Genomic DNA, 25564 nt, shown 5'->3' on the forward strand with positions numbered 1-25564 from the left:
ATATGTTTAAATGGCTCAAGCCAGCACCTGCAATTGAAAGATTGCCAGCGGATATGATCGATCGTGTATATCGATTACTACGTATTCGTGTGTTAATCGGGATTTCAGTTGGATATGCTGCTTATTATTTAGTTCGTAGTAACTTTACGTTATCAAGTACGTATTTAGTACAAGAATATGGTTTTAGTACAGCTGAAATTGGTCTACTAGGCTCAGTAATGGCAATTGTTTATGGATTTAGTAAGTTCTTTATGGGGAATTTATCAGATAAAGCTTTCGCCCAGCGCTTTATCGCAGTCGGTTTATTCTTATCAGGGCTTGTAAATATTTGTTTCGGCTTTGCATCATCATTTGGGATGATTGTTACATTACTTGTTGTTAACGGTATTGTACAAGGTATGGGAGCACCACCTTGTAGTATTGTTATGACGAAATGGTTCTCGAAGAAAGAACGTGGTACGAAAACAGGTCTTTGGAATATTTCACATAACGTTGGTGGAATGCTTGTGCCACCACTTGTCGGAATTGGTGTAGGTATTTTCGGTGAAAATCATTGGCAAGGCGGCGTGTTTATTTTCCCTGCGATTATCGCAATGGTAATTGCAGTTCTTGTTTGGATCAATGCGAAGGATACACCAGAATCTGAAGGTCTTCCTCCAATTGATGAGTATCGTAATGACTATGAAAATCTTGAAAAAGCAGATAATGCTAACAAGATGTCACCAAAAGAAATTTTAATGAAGTATGTAGTGAAAAATAAATTTGTATGGTTCTTATGTATTGCGAATGCTTTTGTTTATTTAATTCGTTTCGGTGTTATTAACTGGGTTCCACTTTATTTAACGACAGTTAAAGGATTTTCAAAAGCAGAAGCGCATGCGGCATATGCAATCTTTGAAGGTATGGCAATTCCAAGTTCATTAATCGTTGGTTTTTTAAGTGATAAATTATTTAAAGGAAAACGTATGCCATTATGTATTATTAGTATGGTTGGAGTTGTTATTGGTACGTTTATATATTGGCAAGCAACTAGCGTACTTGTTGTAAGTATTGCAGTTTCTATTATCGGTTGTTTAATTTATGTACCACAGTTCTTAATCGGTTTAAGTGCGATGGAATTAGTACCGAAATTTGCAGTAGGTACGACAGTTGGTATGTGTGGTCTATTCGGTTATGTAGGCGGAAGTCTTGTAGCTAACGCAGCAATTGGTGTTATTGTTGATAGTTCTGGCTGGGATGGTTGTTTCATCTTACTATTAACAGGAGCAATTTTATCAACAGTCTTCTTATTTATTGTTCAACGTGGACATGAGAGAAAAGATCCTAAAGTAGCGTAATATTTTGTTTGAAAAGCTATCCAATTGTGATTGGATAGCTTTTATATTAGAAAAAACAAACAGTATGTAAAATTGCAGTTTAATATGTAAAAGACTTTTGTTACTTAATATAATTTTTTTAGATTCCATAAACCAAATAGATACATGGTTGTACCGAAAAATCCGCCGGCGCAGCCCCAAAGCATAACATCAAATAAAGAAATAGAGATTTCTTCTGAACCTACATAGGGAAGGATATAATTCATAAAAACAAACATTTGAAAGCCCCAAAGCACACCTGCTTTTAAGCCAGCTTTTCTTAATTTTTTCTTGTGTTGTAAATATTCTTCTTTTGTTGCACATTCAGTATCACTTAAACCTTTTTTCTTGAATTTAAAGACTAAATAATTAGCATAAATCATATTAGATAGAAAAATGAATATTGTTCCTATAGATATTGTGTGGTTCATAGTATCAACAAGTAACATAATAAGCATTACCAACATATTTAGCCACCATAAACCAATTCCAGCTACAGATAATTCTTTATTGATTTCTTGTTTTTGATATTCATCTCTCTCACTCAGTGTTCCAACAAAACTATTATAAACTCTTTCTTTCCATTCAATTTTCATCATTTAATCTCCCTCCCAAAATAGACTGTTTAAATCTGTTTTTAGTGCTTTTGCTAATTCGATACATAAGGCTAAAGAAGGGTTATATTTATTATTTTCAATTAAATTTATTGTCTGTCTCGCCACGTTAACTTTTTTAGCTAACTCTAGCTGCGATAGCCCTTCAGATTTTCGATATTGTTTAACGTTATTCAAATATAACCCTCCCATTTATGGTTGTAGACCTCGTGTACCAAAATGTCATTTATATGTGACATTTTATAATTGAATAAATGAAATGTCAAATATATATGACAAAAATGATAGTAGTACAATTAGGAAAATGATTTTAATAATTTATCTTGGTAAGAAGTTTATTAATAAAAGATGGCTTACATTCATATAAAAAGTACTTGAAAATTCAATTTAAATTATCCTTTTTCCTTTCCTTAAATCTATCTTAAAAGATATAATGTCATATTTCTAATCATTGGAATTTTTGTTACAATATAATTGGATGTGTAAAACTTTGTAAAAATAATGTAATAATATGTAATATATTTTCAGAAAGTTTTATACAATTTTATATTAAACTATTAAGTTGTAAAAAGGAGAGAGACTATGTTACCAAATACGGTTCGTACTCCAAACAAGAAGAAGAAATGGATTATTATTGGGGTTATTGCACTAATTGTTATTGTAGCGGCAATTAATATTTTTGTTATGCAAGGTAAGAAGAAGGGTGCATCAACAAATGCTGATGCTGTAAGTTTTGAGAAAGTGACAGAGCGTAAGCTGAATAATACGAAGTTAATTTCTGGTCAGGTGAAGCCTGGTAATATTGAAAGCTTCTATGCAGATCCGGCCAAAGGGAAAGTGAAAGATATTGAGGTAAAAGAAGGGCAAGAGGTAGAGAAAGGCACGAAGTTATTCTCTTATGATAATGAAGAGATTAACCTTCAAATGAAGCAAGCTGAGCTTGATCAGAAGATGGCGGATATGCGTTATGATCAAGGAAAAAAGAAGATTGATTCGTTAAAGAAAGAAATTAAGAAGGCGAAAGATAACGGAGCTGGGAAAGAAGTAACAGATCCGATGGAAGAGCAAGTAAACGAGTTAGAGATAGGACAAAAAACAATTGACCTTGAGAAAGAAAAAGGAAAGTTGCAGAAAGAAGAGTTAAGTAAGAAGCAGAAAGAACTTACGATTTATAGCAATTTCGCTGGTGTTGTTCAAAAGTTAGATAAAGATGCGGCACAAAGTTCATCTCAAGCGTTAGGTGGTCAAGGAAAAGCGTTTTTACAAGTAGCTTCTAAAGATCCATTCCAAGTTCAAGGTACGTTAACTGAGCTTCAAAAGTCACAAATTCAAAAAGATCAAACATTCACTGTAACTGCAAAAGCAAATAATAAGAAGAAGTGGACAGGTAAGATTACAGAGGTAAGTGAGTTCCCAACAAGTGCAGAGATGGCGCAAGCTGGCGGCATGGGTGAAGCAACTCAAAATATGTCTCAGTATACATATAAAGCTAGCCTTGATAGTCAAGATGGTTTATCTCCAGGTTATCACGTTTCTCTGCAAGTAAACTTAGAGAATAAGACGATGGTTGCTGTTCCAAGTAAAAGCATTGTAGAAAAAGGCGATGATGCATTTGTTTATGTTGAGGATAAAGGAAAGCTTCGTAAACAAAATGTGAAAAAAGGTTCTACTGATGGAGACTGGACAGAGATTACTGAAGGCGTAACAGTGGGGCAAAAGGTGGTTAAAAATCCTTCCGACGATGTGTATGACGGAATGGAAGTGAAAGAGAAATGATTACGTTAAACCATATTGCTAAAACGTATTATCAAGGAAAATTGGCAGTGCCGATTTTGCATGGTATTAGTTTAACAATTCAGAGCGGTGAGTTCGTTTCGATTATGGGACCGTCTGGTTCTGGTAAATCAACGCTTATGAATATTATCGGTTGTTTAGATCGTCCAACAGAAGGCGAATATATGCTGAACGATGTGAATATCTTAACAGCAGACGAGTCAAAGCTTGCTTTAATTCGTAATGAATATATTGGCTTTGTATTCCAGCACTTTAATTTGCTTCCGCGTCTTTCGGCAGTGGAAAATGTTGAGCTTCCGCTCGTATATGGTGGCGTGAAGAAAGCGGAGCGTCGCAAGCGTGCTTTGGAGGCACTAGGTAAAGTTGGATTGGCAGATCGCGTGCATCATTTACCAAATGAGTTATCAGGTGGACAGAAGCAGCGTGTAGCGATTGCAAGAGCGATTGCGAATAATCCAACGTTCATTATGGCCGATGAACCGACTGGTGCACTTGATACGAAGTCTGGTGAGCAAGTTATGGATATTTTCACGAAGCTTAATGCAGAAGGTACGACGATTGTTATGGTTACGCATGAAGAGGAAGTAGCAGCTTATTCTTCCCGCCGCATTGTACTGCGAGACGGGAAAGTTACAGAAGATAGAAGGTGTGCGGTATGAGTTTACTAGATAGTATAAAAATTGCCCTGTCTTCTATTTTAGCTCATAAACTGCGTTCAGCTCTTACGATGCTCGGTATTATTATCGGGGTAGGTTCGATTATTACTGTCGTTGCAATTGGGCAAGGCGGGGAAGCGATGCTGAAGTCGAAAATCGCTGGTTCTGGTAATAATCTTATGCCAATTCAATTTAAACCGGATATTAATGATGAGTTCAGTATGGGGGGGCATCAAGTACCGAAATTAACAGAAGAAGATATTATGGAAGTAAAGCAAGTTAAAGATGTTTCTCATGTTATTACGACGAATAATACGATGGAAACAATGGATATTAATGATAAAAAATCAATGATTAATGTTATTGGACTTGATAGTGAATATTTTGAAGTAAATAAAGTGAAAGTGGTTAAAGGTCGTTCATTAAATGAATCTGATATTTCACAAGGAAATAACGTTGTTATGATTAGTACGAAATCAGAAGAGACGTTATTTAAAGATGAAAATCCAGTAGGGAAAATTATTGAAATGAAAGGACAACCGATGCAAATTATTGGTGTCTATAAATCAGATAATGAATTTATGGGGTTCGAGGCTGAGGAAATGTTAATTCCTCTTACTTTATGGCCTGTTTTATACGGAACGGATGAAATTCAAAGTATCGCCATTCAATCTAAAAACGTAGATAATTTAGAAACGGCAGGGAAAAAAGCTGTTGATGTATTAAATAGTCGTAAACCAAGCGATATTCCAGGTAAATATGAATTGGTGAATTTAAAAGAATTCCAAGAAGGTGTTTCTAAAGTTACTAACATTATGACGATGATCATTGGTGGTATCGCGGGTATTTCATTAGTCGTTGGTGGTATTGGTGTTATGAATATTATGCTTGTATCTGTAACGGAGCGTACACGCGAAATTGGGATACGTAAAGCACTTGGAGCAACACGTAGTAAAATTTTATTACAGTTTTTAATTGAAGCCGTTATGTTAACACTTCTAGGTGGTTTAATCGGAATTGGTCTTGGGTATGGCGGAGCATATATCGTTTCTACATTCGCAAAATGGCCGCCACTCGTTTCATGGGAAGTTGTCGTTGGAGGCGTACTGTTCTCGATGACACTCGGTATTATTTTTGGATTAATTCCAGCAAATAAAGCTGCGAAATTAGATCCAATTGAAGCATTGCGTTATGAGTAATTAATAGTGTAGTAGAACTACACATTACCGTTCTAGTGGGCGGTTCGTAGCCTCTATATGAGGAAGTGAACCGCCCACTAGAACGGGTTATATAAATAGAAGGAGGCGTTATAATGGGAGCAAATATTAATACGCAAGATGTAGGTGCGAAGAAGCCATCATTATTAGGAATGATTACTTCTCCAGGTGAGCAGTTTGAGAGAATGAAGACGAAAAGTCCGGTTTGGGGGGCATTTGTCTTATTTGTTATATTAGGAACGATTATAGCAACAGCAGTGTCTTACTTAACATTAATTAGTACTCCAGAATTGGCAAAAGAATTAAATGGTGAAGCAGGGGCAATGGTAAAAGGATTTACCCTTGGTGGAGGCGCACTTGTTGGTCTATTAGGAACACCTATAGGTCTCTTTATTGCGGCAGGTTTTTATAAAATTATTATGATGTTTATGAGCAATGATACACCATACATGAAAATATTATCGATTTACTTATATGCTAATCTTGTTTATTATATCGGCGGATTGTTAAATGCAGGATTAGGCTTTATTTTTGATGGAAATGGCACTGATGTTTATACAAGTTTAGCTCCTTTATTTGAACAAGGGACAGTAGCACATGGAATTGCCTCTTCAATTGAAATTTTTAATATTTGGAGCCTCATTCTAACAGGACTAGGCTTACACATTGTAGCTGGTTTAAGTAAGAAACAAGCTACGATTTTAATTGTAATCTTCTTTATCCTAACAATTGCATTAGGCGTTGTAAGAGGTTTAGTAAGCGGCTTTGGTGCATAACATATTATTTTAAAAAGGTGACTCTTCAAGAGAGTCACCTTTTTTATTTTTACCCCTATTTCAAATACCACCAACAAAATTTCAAATACTATCTAGTGTAATTTCAAATTCTGTCGGTAGTATTTGAAATTACTCACAGTGAAATCTTTTCTTTATTTTTATATTGTGAAGGTACCGCGGAATACTAGAAAGGTATACCTTTTAGAAACGGGTACTGTGTGAAGCCAGCGACTTTTACAGAGGCAGTTGTTTTGTATGAAGGGATGATTGTAAATCAAATAAAGAAATTAGGTATTCGTAAAGATTATGAAGAGTATTATCAATGTGGTTTAATTGGTCTTTGGCATGCGTATGAAAGATTTGATGCAAAGAAGGGGTATTTCCCTGCATATGCAGTTGTAACGGTGCGTGGTTATATATTAGAGAGATTGAAGAAAGAGTTCGCAGTGCAGGAGAGATGTGTATGTGTAGGTGAGTATGAGGATATCTTTCATTTTGAGGATGTTGAAATAAGAGTGAAGGATTTTATGAGCGTGTTAGATGAGAAGGAGAAGTATATTATTTTTGAACGTTTTTTTGTAGGGAAGACGATGGGAGAAATCGCTTTAGAGACGGAAATGACATATTATCAAGTAAGATGGATGTATCGGCAAGCACTCGAGAAAATGCGAGATAGTGTAAAAGGATAAAAATAGAAAATAGAATGGAAGGTAAGGAAATACTACCTTCCATTCCATTTATTATTAAGGTGATGAATCTTGCATGTTCATTTGGGATAATACATATCCAGCTTTCCATAATTGCTGGCTTAACTTATGGGGACTAATTTGTATCGTTACGGTAGCTCCATTTGAAAAATGAATTTTAGCTTGTTTAGCTTTTTTGAAAAACTCTATTGTATGAACATGTTTGAAGAAAAGCCAAATGCAATTTGGAGAAGCAGGAGATTCTGTTGGGAAAGCACAAATATATTCTCTATGATTGATCGGAATTGGAACGTTTTGTTTAAATTTAAATTTTGTTTTTACGGCATTACGTCTCCCTTGATAAGTAGAATGAATATTTGTTAGACAAGATTTCTGTATAAGTTGGAGAGCAGTTTGACAGGAGTAAAGATGGTTCCCGCTACTGTCGATAATTTTTGTGCGGTAATAAGGGTGTTTACATGGTTCAAGCATCATTGTAGAACTAGAAATAAAAATGTTGTTTTCATTATCCATAATTCTATATCCTCCCTTATAATTTTCATTCCGAATATAATTATATATAAATTAAGTAAATTTACTGTTAATATTCTATTTCATATTGTAAATTTTGGCTATTCGTTTACAATCAATAGGTGATAGTCTTTCTAATTTGCATCGCTTGTACATATATATGAAAATAGAAAAGAGTAGGCGGTGATATAGTATGAAGAAAAAGTATATTATTATGGCTTTAGTTGTCGTTCTCCTAGTATATTTAGCAAACAGTAATCCGAGTAAAGGAGAATATACAGAATGGGCAGCGAAGCAGTTTATGAAGCGTAATGATGTGAGTAAGAAGCTAGATGAAGTTCAAAAAGAGAATGAAGAGGGTCTCCTTGGCGACTTGGCATCGGCCGGTAAAAAGTTAGCGAAAAAGTATGTTGAGCCACAAGTTGGGTTATTAATCAATCATTATACGAAGCGAAATGATTATATATTCTTCTCAACATATACGACTGAGTTTGATATAGGGGAAGAACATTATAAGTATGTATGTGTCGGTTTTTCAAAGATTTTTATCCCGATTGAAATGCCGAAGAAAAAAGACGAATCTGCAAAATGATGCAGATTCGTCTTTTTTATTTTATAAAGTAATTTGAACTTCAGATACATTTTTTTCTATAAGGCGAGCTCCCTTTTTTCTTGTATTTTCATCAATGGATGAAAATACAGATGAGGCGAGGATTGTATCCATTACTTGATTTACGACTTGTGCATCGATTGGTGTGATGGGCGTATCGATAGAAAAAACGACTGTTTTTCCATCTTCTTTTGCGAAAATCAACTCTAGTACTTGCATGTGTTATTCCCTCCTTTGTATTTATCAAGCTATTTATGGGATTCGGGTCTGCCGGTTAAATTGCGGTCTAATAATCAGCGGGGATGAATAAAATCCCCACTGATCCGAGTTTTACTTTATAGTTTAGAAAGATCTGATGTGCTTACAAGTTGTACAGCGTGAAGTGGTGATGCTTGTAAGGAAGCTAGAGCATGAGCTACATTGTGTACTTGATCTAAGCTCGCATTTGTTTTAACACGTTTAAATTGTTTGCTCTTGAAAACTGTTTTTCCGTTCTTATCTAATCCGTTGTTTAAGACAAGACGTAAAGTTAAATCCATTACGATTGTTTCAATTGCCATGTGTATCACCTCCTTTCACTTTATAAATAGGGTACAAATGTCATGTTTTGGCGTGAAATTTTTTCTTTTTTTTGGTACCCTTAAAAGATTAAGAGAGGAGAATTCTGGATAATGAATCGTAAATGGTTATTTTGGATTCCTGTATTACTATGGATGGGGCTGATTTTCTATTCTTCGGCACAACCATATAAAAAGCAGGATATGCGTTCAGATATTGAACAATATGTAAATGTTGAATTTGTGAAAGAGCATTTTTCATGGGTATCTATCGATTATGGTGGAGGAACCCCTGTTAGTATTGCGAATAAAGGTGTAGGCGGATTTATTGAGTTTTTCCTTCGTAAAGGTGCTCATTTTATGGTGTTCTTTATGCTAGGTTCATTGATTTATTACGCTTTTCATCGATCAGGTCATTCGAGGAAAAGATGCTTTATATATGCCCTTCTTTTCGTTGCGGGTTATGCAACATTTGATGAAATTCACCAATGGTATACGGGAGACCGTACACCAATGTGGCAAGATTCATTGCTTGATACGTGCGGCGGATTAACGGGAATTATAATAAGTAATTGGTTTTGGAATAGAAAGAAGCGCTAATCTCAAATAAGATTAGCGCTTCTTTTGCGGGGAGTAAAACCTCCACTGATTAAAGTTTCACTTTATACACCAAGTAATTCTTTTAGTTCGTCTGTTGATAGTTCAGTCATCCAGCTATCGCTTGTGATGACCGCATTGTTTAGAGATTGTTTTCTTTCTAGCATTTCATCAATTTTTTCTTCTAATGTTCCTGTTGTAATGAGTTTGTGAACATGAACAAATCGTTTTTGACCAATGCGATATGCTCGGTCTGTTGCTTGATTTTCCACAGCTGGGTTCCACCAACGATCGTAGTGAATGACATGGTTGGCAGCGGTTAAGTTTAATCCTGTTCCGCCAGCTTTTAAGGATAAGATGAAAATATCATACGTTCCGTTTTGGAACTCCTCAATCATCTTGTCGCGATCTTTTTTCGGTACACTACCGTTTAAGAAGAGGACACGCTGGCCGAATTTTTCTTCTAGCACACGTTTTAGCATGTTCCCCATGCCGATATATTGAGTGAAGATGAGGCAACTTTCATTTTGATCTTTTATATTTTCGATGAGCTCCATTAACGTTTTTGTTTTCATAGAGCGTTCAACGACATTTTGTGGCTCTTCTTCTTTTAAATAAAGAGCTGGATGATTACAAATTTGTTTTAGCTTGTTCAGCATAAGTAATATAAAGCCGCGTCTTTCAATTCCACTTAATCCTTCGACATTTTGCAGTGTATCTTGAACAAGTTGTTCATATAAGGAAGCTTGTTCACCAGTAAGAGGACAGTAAGCTTTTTGTTCTTGTTTATCTGGTAAATTTAATGCGACCGTTTGATCTTTCTTCGTTCGGCGCAGTAAAAATGGTGAGATAAACCGTTGAACTTGCTGAATTTTTCCTTCATCACGATCTTTTTCAATCGGTGTGACGAAGCGACGTTGGAATTGCCCTAAGCTTCCGAGATATCCATGATTAATAAAGTCGAAAATGGACCAAAGTTCAGCGAGGCGATTTTCCATCGGCGTACCAGTTAAAGCGATTTTGTGATTTGCTTGTAAGTTTCGTACTGCTTTCGACTGTTTCGTATGTGGGTTCTTAATATTTTGTGCTTCATCCAAAATAACAGCATCCCAGCATAATGAAGTTAGTTCTTCCTCATCGAGCTGAGCCAATGCATAAGATGTTAATACAACATCTGCCGATTGAAGGAAACCTTCAAATGAATTGCCTTTATCCCTATTACTTCCGTAATGTAATTGAACACGTAAATTCGGTGCGAAACGCTCAAATTCTTTTTGCCAATTTCCAAGAACAGATGTCGGCGCAACGATTAATGCAGGGCCTGTTTTGAGATTGTTTTCTTTTATATATAGTAAGTAAGAGATTGTTTGAATACTTTTCCCGAGTCCCATATCGTCAGCTAGCAATGCTCCAAATCCAAGCTTTCGTAAATATAATAACCATTCAATGCCGTGTTGTTGATACGGACGAAGTGCTGCGTTTAGTGAAGTAGGGACATCTACTTTTGGAATATCTCCAATATGAAGCAGCTTTTGGAATAGTTCCTCATAATATCCATCTAGTTCGATTTCAATATCAGTAAACGGACTATCATCTTCTACAATTTCTGTTTCAGCCGTATTTGATAAATGTTGTTGCAGGACATCTTTCATCTCTAGTCCGTATTTATCGGCACGGTTCATGAGTTTCCTTACTTCTTCGATAAAGGCTGGATCTAGTCGCATCCATTGACCGTTTATATTAAATAGACGTTTGTTTTGTTCAACGAGTTCAAAAAACTCGCTTTCTGATAAATCAATGCCGTTCGTCGAAATGCGCCAGTCAAAATTAACGAGCGTATTCATACCGAAGAACGATTGTGTTTGTACTGCATTTTGCTTCAGCTGGACACGTAATTTCGGTTTTGTTGCTTTTAAATTTTGCCACCATGATGGTAGTAAAATTGTAATGCCGGCTGCAAGTAATTCATTGCTTGCTTCTGTTAAGAAGTTCCAAGCTTCTGTTTCAAAGAGCTCATTTCGGAACGTATCTCCTTCTTTTAACCACGGTATGAGCTTACTAAAACCTTCTTGTGTTTCTGTAATACGTTCTTCGTAATCGTGCCATCTTTTCGGTAAGGAATCGATGTTTTCGTATACATATATGCGATGCGCCCCGCGCTTTGGTGTCACGATTGTTTCAAGCTTCCACATTTCAAATTCTTCTTGTGGTTCTTGCAGTCTTAGTCCGATTGTAAACGGAAGATCATCTTCAATATAACCAATTTTTCGAAGCCAATCTTCTTCATGTAGTGCTGTTTCCAATTGTCTTTTCGTAAAGTCGTAATGTTCATATAGTCTTTTAGCATCTTCCCAGCCGTCATTTGAGCGATTATCTTGTAATATGCTTTCATTAACTGCTGCTGAGAAAAGAGATGCTAATGTGTCATCTTCAATTGGCGTATTTTGAACTTTCCAAGATGGTTGCTTGGGCCAGTGCTCCATATCTGGTACGAAGCTACCACTCGTAAAGGCATCCCATAATTCATTTGCATCTTTTGTAAGTGCTGTAATAGGGCCGTTCAGTTGAATATGTGCAAAGGAATTCATCGGTTTGTTTGCAATGTATTCAAAGGCTTGTGCATTTGTTAGTAGCACACCTTGTTTTCCTTCGAAGGTTGCTTCTTTTAGAAACGTACCGTAGAAAGAAGTGGAGTGCCATGTGAATGCATTTCGTTTCCAACTTGTTACGGATAATGGAGTACCGCTGTCATCTTCTCCCCAAAGGAACCAACCTTGACTAACATGCTGGAGCCTAATTGTTACTTCAGTTTGATTGATCATCGATTAATTTTCCTTTCCGTAATTCCTCTTGTAGTGCACGCAGACGTGAATGGAGATTGGCGATGTGAATAATGAAAGCATCCCATTCATCGGTGCGTTTTAATCGTTTATATAATGTACGTAATTTCTTTAAGTAACGAACTGCGCGTCTATATGATTTACGATTTCGTTCTTCAATTGCCTCTACAGCAGCAAGATGATAAAGAGGAAGTGCTGCTTCTGGTGCTTCTTTCTCAATATCTTTCAGTGGTTCTTTTAACAGTTCAATTGCTTCAAACCCATATAAGAGATGAAGCTCTGCCCATGTGTGATACTGTTTTTTCGCGAGTACGTACTGTTCATAGTTTGTGAAACTATACGGTAATAGTTCTTGTAAAATCATTTCAAAACCAGCTTGTTCATTTGTATGTGTTGCATATGTTTCATACATGATTACAAATAGCCGAACGATATCTTTTATGAAAATCGTATTTTCGTGATCTTGGATCGTTTTCTTTACTTGTTTATACGTAAAGGAAAGCCAGTTTTTTGCACGATCCCACTGCATGGCACTTAATAGTTCTTCTAACCAATAGAAGTATAGACTCACAACAGAAGCAGGTTGTTTCTTTAGTAAGTCCATCGCTAGTAGATCTTCTTCATTTAAAAAGAGAAGGTGAGAAGACGCTAATGCTTTAGATAGTGGATTAATTTTCGTATCGATTCGTTTTTCTTCCTCTTGCATTTTCTCTTTATTGTTTAAAAGTTCACTCCATATGTGGCGATAAATGAAAAATCGCTCTTGCGTATAAGCGTCGGTAGAGAAGAATACTTCATGAACAAGACGAGCTGTTTCTTGCAAAATTATTTCAGATTCTGAAGGAATCGCTTCTGATTGTAAGTCCCGAACGATGGATTCCACTTTATCTACAAATAGGCGAACGACATTAACAGGTTGGTGATAAGAATACGTTTTGTTTGCTTCGAATGCCTGAATTTCTTCTAATAATTTTTGAAAGCAGTAAAGTGCTGCATGTAACCTGAATAATTCATGTATGGCGATGACGCGCGGAGCTTTCCGCTCAAGTTTCGTATAGAAATCTGTAAAGATACTCATAAGAAAATACATTTGTTTATAAGTAAGGCGAGCTTGTTCTTTTTTAAATGATTCATATTCTTTTTCAAAATACGATTCCCAACTTTTATAATCCGTTTCTTCAAAAGCTGATGATTGCAATACTTGTCTTGCAGTTCGAATAGGAGGAAGGGAAGGTTTCGTATTATTTTTAAATAAAGTTAATACATCTCCTACTTGCCCGAAACTAGACGCTGCAGATAGTAATACAGCGAGCATATGCTCACATTGTGTTGGTGCGAAGCAATCACAATAACTTTCAGCGACATTACGAATCGGAATATGAACGCTATATACGTTGCCTTCCGCATCTACAGTTCCTGATAGTGTATAACCATCAAAGTCAACGTTGTAGACAACACCACTACGATATAGGTGCCGAGCTGTAGCGACATGTTCCTGATCAGCTGTTTGCTGTGGATCTAGTCCTTGAACGAACTCATTCGCAATCATCATAATTTCATCTTTCGTAATTGAGTGTTGCAGCATAATATTCCTCCGTACACATATTTCTTTCCTTTACCATTATAAACAAAAAATGCTCAAAACAGAAAAAATGAAATTTGGATTACATAACTTGAAAATCATGGTAATATATAAAATGTTAATTTCGTATATTAATATATACGTATAGGAGGAGAAATGATTTGTCAGATTTACAGACGAAGTTAGGTAGTGGAATGAATAAGTTACAAGAAGGAATAGAACAAGGGAAAATGAAATTGCAAGTTGCACAAGAAATTGCTCAATTGAAAAAGGGGATGCAAGTGCAAATGCAGAAAAAAGCAGAGGTTCTATTAGAGGTTGGACAGCAAGTGTATGTTCAATTAAGAGGAAGTGGAGTAAATGAAGCGAGCTTAAAAGAAATGATTGCTCCAGTTCAAGAATTTGATGTAGCTATTTATCAAGCAAGAAAGCGCATTGTTGAATTGCAAAAACAACAAGGTGAAAAAGCTACATGTGAATGTGGTGGACCTTTATCAATAAATGATAAGTTTTGTGGTTCATGTGGAAAGCCTAACCCGATGTTAGCAGTAGAAAATGAAGGTAAAACGGTAAATTGTATTTCATGTAATGAGCATATCGATAATAACTCTACTTACTGTCCAGTTTGTGGAATTAAGCAAAGTGGGGAGTGAATTAAATGTATTGTCGCACATGTGGAAAACAACATGGTGAAGAAGTAAATTATTGCCCAAATGAAGGTAGTATGGAGATTGCAGGAGCTATAGATGCAGTAACATTAGAAAAAGATACTGCAAAATACTGCAGAGGTTGTGGCAGTGAAAATGCTCAAAAAAATTTATATTGTAAAAAGTGTGGGTATTCTTTATCTGTTGTGAAGAAAAAAGAACAATCTGTAAAATTGCCTACAATGGATGGTGCTCCTAAAGTTGAATTTAAAGCAGATAAAGCCGTTTTACAAAAAGGTTTTATTGGTGGGGCTGTTGCAAGTATTCTCATGTTAATTGCTGGTTGGATTGGTAGTTTATTATTCGCCTCTATGTTAAGTGAGATGTTTAGCAAATTTGCGAAAGAATTAGAAATGTTGCCAAGTTTTTATTCGAGTGCAACTTCTACGATGTTAAGTTACCATTTACTTGGTTTTACAGCTAACGATGATAGTGGATTGATATTTTCTTTATCTTGGCATACTCCATTTACATTATTATTAATCATTCCATTTATTATTTTCGCTGGTACAGGAATTTGGTTAGGGAAACAGCATGTTGCGAAAACGATTAAAGATCAAATCTTTATGGCAGCAACAGTTGGTATTATTTATGGAGTCTTTTTATTCATTATAAGTTTTATAGCATCACAATCTTTTGCAATCCCATTCTCAGAAGCAGGTAAGATTACGGTTGGCTATTCAGCGATGAAGAGTTTATTGAGTGGTTTTGTATGTGGGACATTATTTACCTTATTAGGATTTATTGCTCATACAAGCAAAAACAATATGGCAGCAGCATTTCAAGAGTTAATGCCATATGGAGCGTCTGTTTATTACGGTGTTTCGGCTATGATAAAAGGACTTTTAGTAACAGCAGTAGCGGTTTGTATTATGGCGTTAGTAAGTAAGGAAGACGGTATTGAACCATTAAAAGAAATAACAACTTTAAAATCTGAAAGTACATTATTAGCATTAGAGTTAACACCTCAATTATGGAGTATGGCTCATTTTGCGCCGTTAGAAGTATCAAGTCCAGCACTTAGTAAGGAATTTACTAGAATTGGTAAGAAATCAAATGCATATGAGAGCACACTATCGTTTTCATTTATATCAGGCGTCTCTGTAAATGGCGTAGAGCTTAGAGAGATATTGATTTCAAAAGGAGCAAATGAGGGAAGCCTTGCAGAATTTGATAAAGTGAATAACGTATTCCATTACGGTTTATTACTGCTTATTATTCCATTGTTCTTTATGTTTAGAGCGGGAAGAAAGTTAGCTAAATTACCGACTGCCAATATATATATTACATTAGCGGTATGCAGTGGTTCTTACACAATTATGATGATTGTAATGAATATGATTTCTAAGTTCCAAATTAATGTTTCAGGAACGGTAACAAGTTTATTTGGAACAAGTGGAACGGTATTATCTATGCAAAATTCATTTATATATTTAACTTTGTTTAGCTTGATTGTGACATATGTAGCAGCATTTGCTGGAATGAAATTAGCTAAAAAATAGGAGGAGAGCACGTTGAAGTTTTGTGGAACATGTAAAAAGAATGTTGCAGACCATTTGAACTTTTGTCCTGAGTGTGGGAGTAAAGTAGAAGTAATCGTTGATAACACTGCTGCTTCATATACAGAATTACAAACCGAGACAAAACCAGTGAAAAGTAAGAAAAATTTATTTGTAATCATTGGTTTTGCCATTATTGCTGCATTATTATTTGGGGCATATAAATTTGGAGCATATAAGTTTTCAAAAGAAAAGCAAGTAAATGTAATGATTGAAGCATTCCAAAAGAAAGATATTAATGCAATTGATGAGTTTGTAAAAGCAAATGATTCAAGCTTAAAGATTAAGACAGAGGATCTTAAAGCGTACATGCGTTATTTAAAAGAGAATCCTTCTTACAACAAACAATTACTGTCTTATTTACAGAAAGAGACAGTAGATCAAAAGTTAACAAAAGATAAATCTTCATTTAAGGACGGGGAAATAGTAGAAGAGGGAAAAGAGTGGTTCTTATATCCAAAGTATAAGTTCAGCATGAAATCTTATTATATGAGCGTTAGTACAACTGCAAAAAATGCAGAAATATATGTGAATGACAAAAAAGAAGCAGAGCTTTCTAGTGATAAAACTTCGAAAGAGTTGGGGCCATACTTCCCAGGTACATATGTTGTAAAGGCAACGGCGAAGACAGAACTTACTGAATTAGAAACAGAGAAAGAAGTAGATTTAGCGGATGAACAGAGCGAGAAGGTGAAAGTGGATTTATCGCTTGAAGGCAAGTATGTAAGCATTTCTTCTGATGAAAGTGATGCAACTGTATTTGTGAATGGGAAAAAACGTGGAAAATTAAATTATGGAAGTTATAAGCTTGGCCCTGTATCCACAGATGAAACAGTAGAAGTACATTTAGAGAAAACTACTGATCTTGGTGTGATGAAATCTGAAAGTGTTAAAATTGGAGACCAAAGCACATATTACTTAAAATTCCCGAAAGAAACATCAAGTTCAGCAGTGGGCGAATTTGTAAGAAATCATATTTATGATAACGTACGTGCAATTTCATTAAATGATTTTAGTTTAATTGAAAATAATTATGATAAGAGCGGAAAATCGTATAAGGAAGACCGTGATTATATACAGTATTTACACAAAAAAGGAATTACAGAAGACTTATTAACAATGGAAGTTCGTAATGTAGAGCGTCAAAGTACTACGAAATATAAAGTAACGACATATGAAGAGTACCATATTCGTTACGGTGATGGATCTGTGAAGTTTAAAAGTTTTAATAACGAACATATTGTAACTGTGAATGGAAATGGAAAGATGTTGTATCATTCTCTTGGTGCAAATAATACGTTGAAATCAGAAGATATATCTGGTCCAACTCGTTAATATGAGAGAAGCTGTTCAATATTTGAACAGCTTCTTTTTTGTAGCTAAATCGATATTTCGTGTCGAACCGTTGATATATCGTAAGTTATGATAGATATAATCGAAAAATCGTTGATATATTGCGATTTATGATAGATATAATTGAAAAATCGTTGATATATTTTTTTACAATTATGAGTGTGTTTCCTTTAGTATCGCTTGTACATATGGATCATGTAATATTTGCTCTATAATTGGTAACATGTTTTGTTCAAATGGAATGTCGATAGGAAATGGCTTTTGAGAGCCTGGTTTTATTCCATATTGCACAATTTTGTAATGTGTATTGTTTTCAGACTTGAGCACAATTAACTTATAGCGGTTATCATCGCCAGCGAGTGAAAAATCAATAGAAGTAGCGTTATATGTCACTTCATCTTTATATATGTACGGTTTTGGCGTACCAATCCAGTCTACTTTTGCTTGTACATTCATGGGCGTAGCCTCCTTATATGTATTATAAATAAATAAAAGCCAGCTCTCAATAAAGAGAACCGGCTTGTAATTTAGCAGTCATTGGTTATTTTAAAATTTTCACTTTAACAGTTTTGCGTCCCCATTTTTGAGCAGCGCTATCCGATCCAAGTAAGATATCAATACGGTTACCTTTAATTGCACCACCAGTATCTCCAGCGATAGCTTCTCCGTAACCTTCTACCCATACTTTAGATCCTAATGGGATTACTTTCGGGTCAACAGCGATCATTTTCATGTTTGGATTCGCAGTTAAATCATGACCCATTGCAGTTAATACACGGCCGCCATATGTGCCACCGTTTTCGCTCGGGTGAGCTGTATATGCTGTAGCTACAACTGTTAACTCACGACCACCAGATGGTGTGCTAGTTTCAGCAGCTTTCACAGCAGGCTTAGCAGCTGGTTTTGCTTGTGCTACAGGTGCTTGAGCCTTAGCTGGTGCTGCAGCTTTAGCAGGAGCAGTTGTTTCTTGTTTCTCAATTACAGGTGCTGTACCTGTTAAGAAAGGAACATGAACATAAGCTGTTTTCCCGTTATATTCAAATTGTAACCACTCATTTTGTACTTGGTTCGTTGTTTCGATTACATCGTCTTTCTTCAACTTTCCAAGAACCTCTGAGTTTGTGTTCGCTTCAGCACGTACGTTTAATACGTTAGCTGTTACGTAGTAGATGCTTTTTGTGAACTCTGCACTTACGAATGCGTCTTTACCGTCTAAAGTAATTTTTGACCATCCGTTCTCTGTATTTTGAACATCTATTTTATTACCGTTTAGTAATTTACCGACAACTTTTGATTCAGTAGTAGGGTTTTCGCGTACGTTTAGTACGTCTGTTGTTACAACAGTTTCTGCATTAGCAGATGATGTGAAAATCCCAAGACCAAAAACTGCTGCTGTTGCTATACCAATTAATTTTTTCATGATAGCCTCCATTGCGTTTGTTTTCGTGTCCTCATTATAGCAACAGATTTTTTCGGATTTGGGGAAAACACACAATTACAAACCATTCGTAATAAGTCGTTAACATCCTGTAATATAACAAAAAATATAGGAAAGCGTTTTTCATTCTATATGACTCATAGGTTTCTAGTTATATTCAAAATATTTAATACAACATGTTTTTTTCGACGTAAATAAAAATATTACAGGAATGTTACATGATGTTTACTAAATGATTACATTCCTTGAGTATTTTACCGTTTTATGGGTAATATAGTTATATAAACATAAACATTTTGTTTGTGAAGCTATAAACACGTGCTACATACTAGCAAAAAAACCGCATAATTGTTACAAAACGAAAGGGTTGCAAGGAAGAACTTTTCCCTTTTTTACATATGTAACACATCCTTTTTTAGGAAAATACATTCCTATCCGCGTTTTTCTCACACAATTTGACAGCAGTATTTCTAACTTGTAGCTCTTGCAGAGTGAAAAAGTTATACGAAAGGTAAGGCTGTCCATAAGAATTCGAATTGGTGAAGGTGAAAGTAAGAAAATCACCGCAAAATTATAGTTTTCTATCCGATTTTACATATCGGAATTTATGTTATTTACAAAAGCGAAACCTACGAAGGGGGATTTGATGAGGAAACTGACAAAAACATTCATCGTTTCATTAACATTATGTATTGCATTTACAATTTGGGGGATTATTCCCGAATCTATTATTGGAAAAGGTAGCTTAGGAAATGTAACAACCGCAATTCAAACTGCATTAGTTAGTAAGTTCGGGTGGTTTTATATTATTTCCGTGTCTATTATTTTAGGTGTGTCTATCTTTTTAATTGTTTCGAAATACGGTTCTATTCGTTTAGGTAAAGATGATGATGAACCTGATTATAGTTATATGACATGGTTTGCTATGTTATTTAGTGCTGGTATGGGTATTGGCTTAGTTTTCTGGGGCGTTGCCGAACCATTAAACCATTTATACGCACCTCCGTTTGGAGATAGTGCAACTGAGGAAAGTGCGCGCCTTGCACTGCGTTTTTCGTTTTTCCATTGGGGATTACATCCTTGGGGACTATATGCGTTTGTAGCGTTATGTATTGCTTACTTTACCTTTAGAAAAGGAAAAGCAAGTACGATTAGTGCGACAGTAGGCCCGTTATTTAAGGGCGGGGAACACGGGCGTATTGCTCATTCATTTGATGTGTTAGCTGTTTTCGCAACTGTGTTTGGTGTTGCAACGTCATTAGGTCTTGGTGCGAAACAAATTGCAGGTGGTGTTAGTTATTTAACATCTATCCCGAACTCATTAACGACTCAGTTAGTTATTATTGCAATCGTAACAGTATTATTTATGTTATCTGCGCAAACAGGTCTTGATAAAGGAATTAAATATTTAAGTAATACGAATATTATTTTTGCATTTGCACTTATGATCATTGTATTATTTGCAGGTCCAACAAACTTTATTATGAATTACTTCACTTCAACAATCGGTTCTTATATTCAGGAATTGCCAAGTATGAGTTTCCGTTTAAGTCCATTAGACGAAGGGGGGAATCAATGGATTCAGTCATGGACAATTTTCTATTGGGCATGGTGGATTGCGTGGTCACCGTTCGTAGGTACGTTTATTGCTCGTGTTTCACGAGGTCGTACGATTCGTGAGTTTGTTATCGGTGTGTTACTTGTGCCGACCGTAATTGGTGCACTTTGGTTCTCTGTGTTCGGCGGTACTGGTATTCATATGGAGCTGTTTGGTGATGCACATATCTTCGACAAAGTGAAAGAAATGGGAACAGAAGTAGGATTATTCGCTATGTTCGATCAGATGGGCAGCTTTGGATCAGCTTTATCAGTTTTAGGTATTTTACTTATTGCAACATTCTTTATTACATCGGCAGACTCTGCAACATTTGTTTTAGGAATGTTAACGACACATGGTAGTTTAAACCCACCAAATCGTATTAAAATGATTTGGGGTATCGTTCTAGCCGCGATAGCTTCTACGCTATTATATATTGGCGGATTAGAAGCCTTACAAACGGCAGCTATCATTGCGGCATTCCCGTTCGTCTTCGTTATTTTCTTTATGATGGCAGCATTATTTAAAGAGTTACAAAAAGAAGGGCGTATGAAACGTCATTAATAATAGAAGGAAAAGAGCTGATTTCATATCAGCTCTTTTTTTATCCCTCTATTTGCTGAGCAGTAAGAACCCCACCTCAAAATTCAGCAAACGCAAATAAATCGAGCTGCTTGTAAAAACCTGATTGGTGATGGCTAATGAAAGTTTCACTTTATATAGAAGGAATTTGAAATGCGGGTAGGGGAAATAAAATACTTTACCATATAAGTAGTATGCCTTTTATACGAAGAAAAAACGATAGGTTTCGACAATATTCGATCCCTTGCGAATTCTATTCATATTTTTGACAAAAAATTGTCGGAAATGTGTTGTCACGTTTATATATATGTGCTATATTATTTCCTGTAAGCGATTTCAAATAGTTTTAAAGCGCATTCAAGGGGGACATCTAGAATAATGAAACGTTACGAAAGAAAGTGGAAGCATATTTGTTTGAAACGTGTGGCACATCGTAGTGTCCAAGAAAGCACGGAACCTAAGACTGAAACGCGCAAAGAACAGCAAGAGAAGCAATTGGTTCTACAAAAATAGCAATCACTTTTTCGTATATAAATGAAGGTCGATCGTTCGTTGGGGGATGGACGTGAAATTACTTTCAGCTAAGGGGTATTGTCTGATATATAATTTATACGGCAATAAATAAGCACAGAGCATACGGCGCTCTGTGCTTATTGTTATTATTTCTCTTTTTTGAATCGAACTGTCTTATCCCAGCCAATGACTTGTTTCTTGCTCTTTGCACGTAAGTATAAGATTAAGCTACGAATAAATAAGTACGTAAAGAGCTGTGCGTACGTAAAGTACATAATAACGCTAATAAAAATATTAGTCGGTGTAAAGGTTCGTTCGACACTCTGGGCACTAAATAATTGAGAAACATATGTAATATATGCGACATACCACATAAATAGTAGCGGGATGCTATATTGAATTTGGAATATCCCGAGTAGCCCAATTACAAACCAAACGTTCGAAATGATTAGGAATAGCCAAAATACAACATACACTAGAACTTGTTGTAAGGAATGGACGAGAAGTTTTCCTTTAAAGAAACTTAATGATGAGAACATTTTTTCTAAAATGTATAAATTCCCTTGGAGCCAACGTGTACGTTGTTTAATAAGAATTTTTAAATGCTCTGGTTCTTGTTCCCAAGTAACTGATTCTGGGACGATTGGTAAGAGATAACCTTTTTGTGTAATTCTTAATGTTAATTCAGCATCTTCTGCAATTGCATAAGGGTCATAGCCACCAAGCTCTTCTAGTGCGGAGCGACGAAGAAGCATATTTGTTCCTGTCAGTGAGCCTGTTTGGAATAGTAACCAGCGTCCAGATTGCATAAGGAGCTGGAAGATTTGAAATTCCAGTGAAATCATTCGCGTCAGCCAGTTGCGCTTTTCATTTACTGTACGAACATGTCCAACAGCTCCAACAGCATCTTCAGTTGTTTCAGCGTGTTCTACAAGCATTCGCAGTGCGTGTGGTTCAGGCTGGTTATCTGCATCGTACACACAGAAGTATTCACCATCTGAAATACTAAGGCCGTAGTTTAGTACACGTGATTTACCCTTCGGTTCACCGGGTGGAACACGAATATGGCGAATATGAGCATAAGCTTTGTCGAAATCATCGCCAATTTCAGGTGTTTCATCTTGAGAGTTATCATTTAATAAATAAATAGTTAGTTTTCCTGGATATTCAATCTGCGCCATCGCCTCTAAAGTATCTTTAATAACGACGCCTTCATTATGGGCAGGTATGAAAATATCGACGCTTGGATAATGGTCTAATGTACGATCTTTTCGTTTACTATTTCGGTGAATTAAGCCCGCGATTGTTAAGAAAGAGTAGTAAACGAGTAAGCCAGAGAATAGAAAGGCCGTAAAAATAAGTACATATTTAATTGAAAATGTGATACTAATCCAAAAAACGAGTACGCAAAACAGAAGGAATAAAAGAAGTATAACGAGAGTCATCATAACAGTGTCTGTCCTTTGTTTCCAATTTGCTCGCGTGAAATTTTTATATCTCGGATTGCTTCAGCAGCAAGCCATTGCTCCATTTTTGGCTTTAGGCGGTTCATTACAATGTCAGCACCAGCTTCATTTGTGTTTTGTAATAAAATAACTAGCGTATTATTATCATATTCAGCAGCAAGGTCAAAATCATTCCTTACCGTTTCAACTAATAAGGAAGCTACACGGTCCATAACACTTTCCTTCGTATATTTACTAAAGGGAGTGAAATCAAAGTAAATGATAACGCCTGTTTCATTACGACGATTCATTGCAGTTGTTAATAATGCTTGGCGTCTCTCGAATTCTTGTCTTGTTAGTAATTTTGATTCTCCAATATATTGTTCTAACGTTCTCACACGCTCAGTTAAAGTTTTATTTTCATGAATCACTTTTTTCAATAGGTGAGTTGTTATATATACAATGAAGAAGTTAGCTGCCATCAGGAAGTGGATAATCATATATTGCCATTGATCTGATGTACTCCATAAATGAAGCCATGCTTGATAGAACAAATAAAATACGGAAATAATGGTTCCTAGTATGAAGAAAACAAATGCTGTTTTGTCAGCTAAAAATAAGAATAGTACATTTACGATTACGTATATTATTGTAAAAATAAGAGCATGCTCATATTTCGTCACATGTACAGTAGTAAAATAAAATAAAATTTGTAAAATCCACATAGAGAGGATTTTATAGAACTTATCTTTCACAAAACTTTCCTCCTTAAAGCTATTTCATCAATAGATACTTGTAGTATGCGCAATTATTAAGAAATTGACCATGTCGTTACATTCTTTTGAAGGGCAACAACAAGTAGTATCTCTATTTTCATTAGAAAAATAAAAAGACTTAAACATTATTGTATCATAATGTTCTTATATTTGGCATGAAGTGATTAATAGATGCACAAAAGACATTTGGATTGCATGAAAAAAGTCTCCTCTTGTAGAAAGAGAAGACTCTATATAAGTTTATAGGAACATCATACCTGCAACTGCTGCATTTAAGAAGTTCGCTAATGTACCAGCGATAACTGCTTTAATCCCTAATTGTGCAATTTGTTTACGGCGAGTAGGAGCTAGCGTTCCTGTTACACCTAATTGAATTGCGATAGAAGAGAAGTTTGCGAATCCACAGATTGCGAATGTTAAAATTAGATTTGTTTTGTCAGAGAACTCTGCCATGTGTGGTCCTAAGTTTGCGTATGCAACGAATTCGTTGATTGCAAGTTTTTGACCAATAAAGCTTGCTGCTTGTACAGCTTCACCAGGAGAAACCCCGATTAAGATTGCAAATGGTGATAATAAGTAACCGAAGATTAAATCAAGGCTAAGTTTAATATCGAACAGAGAACCAATCAATCCTAATAATCCATTTAATAAAGCGATTAATGCGATGAAAGCCATTAACATTGCTGCTACGTTAATAACAAGTTGCATACCTTCAGATGCACCGCGTGCAGCTGCGTCGATAACGTTTGCGTCTTCACGTTCTGTAGAAAGTTCAACGTTATTATCTACTTTTTCTGTCTCAGGCATAATCAGTTTCGCAATTAATAAACTTGATGGAGCTGCCATTATTGCAGCCGCTAATAAGTGCTCTAACGGAATACCCATTGCTGCATAACCGACGAGAACAGATCCAGCAACAGCTGTCATACCGCTTACCATAATAGCGAAGAATTCACTATTTGTTAAACGTGCTAAGTAAGGTTTAATTAAAATTGGAGCTTCAGTTTGTCCTAAAAATACAGTCGTTACTGAGTTTAAGCTTTCTGCTTTAGAAGTTCCAAGAAGTTTACTTAATGCGCCACCAACGACGCTAACAAATTTCTGCATAATACCAAAATGATATAAGATTGCTACTAATGAACTAATAAATACGATTGGAAGTAGTGCTTGAATAAAGAATACAAATCCCCAAGGTCCTTTTGCGTTGACTAAATCCCCAGCAACGAACTTAATTCCCTCGTAAGAAAAATTAATTAATCCTTGAACACCGTCAGCAGCGTGTTTTAAACCTGCTTTACCAGCATCCCATCGTAATACGATAAATGAAAATGACATTTGTAATGCTAGCGCGATTAAAATTGTGCGCCAATTAATAGCTTTGCGGTTGGAAGATAGTAAGAATGCAATTGCTAATACTCCAATCACGCCGCCAATTCCCCATAAAAGATTCATGCAGTGTATGCTCCTTCCTCATAGTAAAAACAGTGTATAAACCAGTTGTCTATACGTTTACGAATATAACATCTTAAGTAACTTATCATAATGGACATCGGAGGTCAAACGTCTAATGAAAAGTTTAAATAAAAAGAAAATTCTTCAAAAAAACACATATGAAATAAATAGACATGAAATAGGTTATGTTTTTTATGGGAATATATACATTATGATAACGTTATGGATTGTTTTTGCAGAATAAAGTGTATGAAATGGAAGAATGGATACATTATTTTTGTAGAGAGAAGGTAGGAGAAAGGGAGTAATATGTTGAACTCATAGCAA

The 25564-nt window shown here is 35.7% G+C and carries 24 protein-coding genes; 12 read left to right on the plus strand and 12 right to left on the minus strand.

All coding sequences use genetic code 11. From position 1 onward, the window contains the following. The first annotated feature begins 2 nt into the window (after positions 1-2). Positions 3-1337, plus strand: coding sequence for an MFS transporter (locus ACTFRM_RS22595; protein WP_000477600.1), 1335 nt, complete (start codon positions 3-5; stop codon positions 1335-1337). 104 nt (positions 1338-1441) lie between these two features. On the opposite strand, the gene ACTFRM_RS22600 is transcribed toward ACTFRM_RS22595, so the two are convergent. Both ACTFRM_RS22600 and ACTFRM_RS22605 read right to left on the minus strand, forming a co-directional pair. Continuing rightward, positions 1442-1954, minus strand: coding sequence for a DUF3278 domain-containing protein (locus ACTFRM_RS22600; protein ID WP_000975596.1), 513 nt, complete (start codon positions 1952-1954; stop codon positions 1442-1444). Beyond that, positions 1955-2146: a helix-turn-helix transcriptional regulator gene (locus tag ACTFRM_RS22605; protein ID WP_001067016.1), complete on the minus strand. Its 192-nt coding sequence runs from the start codon at positions 2144-2146 to the stop codon at positions 1955-1957. A gap of 405 nt (positions 2147-2551) precedes the next feature. Here ACTFRM_RS22605 and ACTFRM_RS22610 point away from each other — a divergent pair, with 405 nt between their 5' ends. The 5 genes from ACTFRM_RS22610 (at position 2552) to ACTFRM_RS22630 (ending at position 7101) form a co-directional block, all read left to right on the plus strand. Further along, positions 2552-3745, plus strand: coding sequence for an efflux RND transporter periplasmic adaptor subunit (locus ACTFRM_RS22610; RefSeq protein WP_173600714.1), 1194 nt, complete (start codon positions 2552-2554; stop codon positions 3743-3745). After that, the gene (locus tag ACTFRM_RS22615) at positions 3742-4422 is read left to right on the plus strand and encodes an ABC transporter ATP-binding protein (RefSeq protein WP_000631603.1); all 681 of its coding nucleotides are present in this window, start codon (positions 3742-3744) and stop codon (positions 4420-4422) included. The genes ACTFRM_RS22610 and ACTFRM_RS22615 overlap by 4 nt, the downstream gene beginning before the upstream one ends. After that, on the plus strand, positions 4419-5618 hold the full coding sequence (locus ACTFRM_RS22620) for an ABC transporter permease (protein ID WP_000054380.1): 1200 nt from the start codon (positions 4419-4421) through the stop codon (positions 5616-5618). The genes ACTFRM_RS22615 and ACTFRM_RS22620 overlap by 4 nt, the downstream gene beginning before the upstream one ends. A 113-nt stretch (positions 5619-5731) precedes the next feature. Continuing rightward, a complete protein-coding gene (locus tag ACTFRM_RS22625; RefSeq protein ID WP_173600713.1) occupies positions 5732-6412 on the plus strand; it encodes a Yip1 family protein in 681 nt (226 codons plus the stop codon). 218 nt (positions 6413-6630) lie between these two features. Next, the gene (locus tag ACTFRM_RS22630) at positions 6631-7101 is read left to right on the plus strand and encodes a sigma-70 family RNA polymerase sigma factor (RefSeq protein ID WP_070180687.1); all 471 of its coding nucleotides are present in this window, start codon (positions 6631-6633) and stop codon (positions 7099-7101) included. 54 nt (positions 7102-7155) lie between these two features. Here the strand turns inward: ACTFRM_RS22630 and ACTFRM_RS22635 are convergent, their stop codons facing one another. Beyond that, positions 7156-7632 (minus strand): competence protein ComK, encoded by a 477-nt coding sequence (locus ACTFRM_RS22635; protein ID WP_000368309.1) that lies wholly within the window; start codon positions 7630-7632, stop codon positions 7156-7158. 190 nt (positions 7633-7822) lie between these two features. Here ACTFRM_RS22635 and ACTFRM_RS22640 point away from each other — a divergent pair, with 190 nt between their 5' ends. Continuing rightward, complete coding sequence (locus tag ACTFRM_RS22640) at positions 7823-8221, plus strand: DUF4359 domain-containing protein (RefSeq protein WP_173600712.1); 399 nt, start codon at positions 7823-7825, stop codon at positions 8219-8221. A gap of 21 nt (positions 8222-8242) precedes the next feature. Here ACTFRM_RS22640 and ACTFRM_RS22645 read toward each other — a convergent pair whose 3' ends face one another. Together ACTFRM_RS22645 and ACTFRM_RS22650 are read right to left on the minus strand one after the other, a co-directional pair. Then, a complete protein-coding gene (locus tag ACTFRM_RS22645) occupies positions 8243-8458 on the minus strand; it encodes a DUF2922 domain-containing protein (RefSeq protein WP_001197591.1) in 216 nt (71 codons plus the stop codon). 116 nt (positions 8459-8574) lie between these two features. Next, positions 8575-8799 (minus strand): DUF1659 domain-containing protein, encoded by a 225-nt coding sequence (locus tag ACTFRM_RS22650; protein WP_000963861.1) that lies wholly within the window; start codon positions 8797-8799, stop codon positions 8575-8577. Positions 8800-8910: 111 nt separating this feature from the next. Between ACTFRM_RS22650 and ACTFRM_RS22655 the strand changes: the two genes are divergently transcribed. Next, on the plus strand, positions 8911-9396 hold the full coding sequence (locus tag ACTFRM_RS22655) for a VanZ family protein (protein WP_001080707.1): 486 nt from the start codon (positions 8911-8913) through the stop codon (positions 9394-9396). A 62-nt stretch (positions 9397-9458) separates the two neighbouring features. On the opposite strand, the gene ACTFRM_RS22660 is transcribed toward ACTFRM_RS22655, so the two are convergent. Continuing rightward, on the minus strand, positions 9459-12215 hold the full coding sequence (locus tag ACTFRM_RS22660; RefSeq protein ID WP_440043603.1) for a DEAD/DEAH box helicase: 2757 nt from the start codon (positions 12213-12215) through the stop codon (positions 9459-9461). Then, a complete protein-coding gene (locus ACTFRM_RS22665) occupies positions 12199-13818 on the minus strand; it encodes an SWIM zinc finger family protein (protein ID WP_000939142.1) in 1620 nt (539 codons plus the stop codon). The genes ACTFRM_RS22660 and ACTFRM_RS22665 overlap by 17 nt, the downstream gene beginning before the upstream one ends. 158 nt (positions 13819-13976) lie before the next feature. Here ACTFRM_RS22665 and ACTFRM_RS22670 point away from each other — a divergent pair, with 158 nt between their 5' ends. Genes ACTFRM_RS22670 through ACTFRM_RS22680 form a run of 3 tightly spaced genes read left to right on the plus strand, consistent with a single transcriptional unit; the run spans position 13977 to position 17416 of the window. Further along, on the plus strand, positions 13977-14468 hold the full coding sequence (locus ACTFRM_RS22670; RefSeq protein WP_440043604.1) for a zinc ribbon domain-containing protein: 492 nt from the start codon (positions 13977-13979) through the stop codon (positions 14466-14468). A gap of 5 nt (positions 14469-14473) precedes the next feature. Then, positions 14474-16024 carry a zinc ribbon domain-containing protein gene (locus ACTFRM_RS22675; RefSeq protein ID WP_017656384.1) on the plus strand — a complete coding sequence of 517 codons (1551 nt, stop codon included), beginning with the start codon at positions 14474-14476 and terminating at the stop codon, positions 16022-16024. Between the two features lie 12 nt (positions 16025-16036). After that, complete coding sequence (locus ACTFRM_RS22680; RefSeq protein ID WP_149287831.1) at positions 16037-17416, plus strand: zinc ribbon domain-containing protein; 1380 nt, start codon at positions 16037-16039, stop codon at positions 17414-17416. A gap of 171 nt (positions 17417-17587) precedes the next feature. On the opposite strand, the gene ACTFRM_RS22685 is transcribed toward ACTFRM_RS22680, so the two are convergent. Both ACTFRM_RS22685 and ACTFRM_RS22690 read right to left on the minus strand, forming a co-directional pair. After that, positions 17588-17890 (minus strand): DUF3910 family protein, encoded by a 303-nt coding sequence (locus ACTFRM_RS22685; protein WP_001102539.1) that lies wholly within the window; start codon positions 17888-17890, stop codon positions 17588-17590. 85 nt (positions 17891-17975) lie between these two features. After that, a complete protein-coding gene (locus tag ACTFRM_RS22690) occupies positions 17976-18854 on the minus strand; it encodes a cell wall-binding protein EntA (protein WP_000733328.1) in 879 nt (292 codons plus the stop codon). Positions 18855-19518: 664 nt separating this feature from the next. Here ACTFRM_RS22690 and opuD point away from each other — a divergent pair. Further along, positions 19519-21033, plus strand: coding sequence for a glycine betaine transporter OpuD (gene opuD, locus ACTFRM_RS22695; protein WP_001229103.1), 1515 nt, complete (start codon positions 19519-19521; stop codon positions 21031-21033). Between the two features lie 677 nt (positions 21034-21710). Here the strand turns inward: opuD and ACTFRM_RS22700 are convergent. The 3 genes from ACTFRM_RS22700 to ACTFRM_RS22710 form a co-directional block, all read right to left on the minus strand. After that, positions 21711-23012, minus strand: a complete 1302-nt coding sequence (locus ACTFRM_RS22700) for a glycosyltransferase family 2 protein (protein ID WP_000988746.1) — start codon at positions 23010-23012, stop codon at positions 21711-21713. Further along, positions 23009-23764 carry a dGTP triphosphohydrolase gene (locus tag ACTFRM_RS22705; protein ID WP_173600710.1) on the minus strand — a complete coding sequence of 252 codons (756 nt, stop codon included), beginning with the start codon at positions 23762-23764 and terminating at the stop codon, positions 23009-23011. The genes ACTFRM_RS22700 and ACTFRM_RS22705 overlap by 4 nt, the downstream gene beginning before the upstream one ends. A 261-nt stretch (positions 23765-24025) precedes the next feature. Then, a complete protein-coding gene (locus tag ACTFRM_RS22710) occupies positions 24026-25237 on the minus strand; it encodes a NupC/NupG family nucleoside CNT transporter (RefSeq protein ID WP_001051015.1) in 1212 nt (403 codons plus the stop codon). Between the last annotated feature and the right edge of the window lie 327 nt (positions 25238-25564).

The organism is Bacillus cereus group sp. MYBK227-1, assembly GCF_051916325.1.
Classification (GTDB): domain Bacteria; phylum Bacillota; class Bacilli; order Bacillales; family Bacillaceae_G; genus Bacillus_A; species Bacillus_A cereus.

Bases quoted from the DNA above. Each gene is read 5' to 3' on its own strand.
- ACTFRM_RS22690 (WP_000733328.1), bottom strand. From the start codon at position 18,854: ATGAAAAAATTAATTGGTATAGCAACAGCAGCAGTTTTTGGTCTTGGG.
- ACTFRM_RS22685 (WP_001102539.1), bottom strand. From the start codon at position 17,890: ATGAATGTACAAGCAAAAGTAGACTGGATTGGTACGCCAAAACCGTAC.
- ACTFRM_RS22710 (WP_001051015.1), bottom strand. From the start codon at position 25,237: ATGAATCTTTTATGGGGAATTGGCGGCGTGATTGGAGTATTAGCAATT.
- ACTFRM_RS22610 (WP_173600714.1), top strand. From the start codon at position 2,552: ATGTTACCAAATACGGTTCGTACTCCAAACAAGAAGAAGAAATGGATT.
- ACTFRM_RS22625 (WP_173600713.1), top strand. From the start codon at position 5,732: ATGGGAGCAAATATTAATACGCAAGATGTAGGTGCGAAGAAGCCATCA.
- ACTFRM_RS22700 (WP_000988746.1), bottom strand. From the start codon at position 23,012: ATGATGACTCTCGTTATACTTCTTTTATTCCTTCTGTTTTGCGTACTC.
- ACTFRM_RS22640 (WP_173600712.1), top strand. From the start codon at position 7,823: ATGAAGAAAAAGTATATTATTATGGCTTTAGTTGTCGTTCTCCTAGTA.
- opuD (WP_001229103.1), top strand. From the start codon at position 19,519: ATGAGGAAACTGACAAAAACATTCATCGTTTCATTAACATTATGTATT.
- ACTFRM_RS22620 (WP_000054380.1), top strand. From the start codon at position 4,419: ATGAGTTTACTAGATAGTATAAAAATTGCCCTGTCTTCTATTTTAGCT.
- ACTFRM_RS22615 (WP_000631603.1), top strand. From the start codon at position 3,742: ATGATTACGTTAAACCATATTGCTAAAACGTATTATCAAGGAAAATTG.
- ACTFRM_RS22595 (WP_000477600.1), top strand. From the start codon at position 3: ATGTTTAAATGGCTCAAGCCAGCACCTGCAATTGAAAGATTGCCAGCG.
- ACTFRM_RS22655 (WP_001080707.1), top strand. From the start codon at position 8,911: ATGAATCGTAAATGGTTATTTTGGATTCCTGTATTACTATGGATGGGG.
- ACTFRM_RS22650 (WP_000963861.1), bottom strand. From the start codon at position 8,799: ATGGCAATTGAAACAATCGTAATGGATTTAACTTTACGTCTTGTCTTA.
- ACTFRM_RS22600 (WP_000975596.1), bottom strand. From the start codon at position 1,954: ATGATGAAAATTGAATGGAAAGAAAGAGTTTATAATAGTTTTGTTGGA.
- ACTFRM_RS22665 (WP_000939142.1), bottom strand. From the start codon at position 13,818: ATGCTGCAACACTCAATTACGAAAGATGAAATTATGATGATTGCGAAT.
- ACTFRM_RS22675 (WP_017656384.1), top strand. From the start codon at position 14,474: ATGTATTGTCGCACATGTGGAAAACAACATGGTGAAGAAGTAAATTAT.
- ACTFRM_RS22660 (WP_440043603.1), bottom strand. From the start codon at position 12,215: ATGATCAATCAAACTGAAGTAACAATTAGGCTCCAGCATGTTAGTCAA.
- ACTFRM_RS22645 (WP_001197591.1), bottom strand. From the start codon at position 8,458: ATGCAAGTACTAGAGTTGATTTTCGCAAAAGAAGATGGAAAAACAGTC.
- ACTFRM_RS22635 (WP_000368309.1), bottom strand. From the start codon at position 7,632: ATGGATAATGAAAACAACATTTTTATTTCTAGTTCTACAATGATGCTT.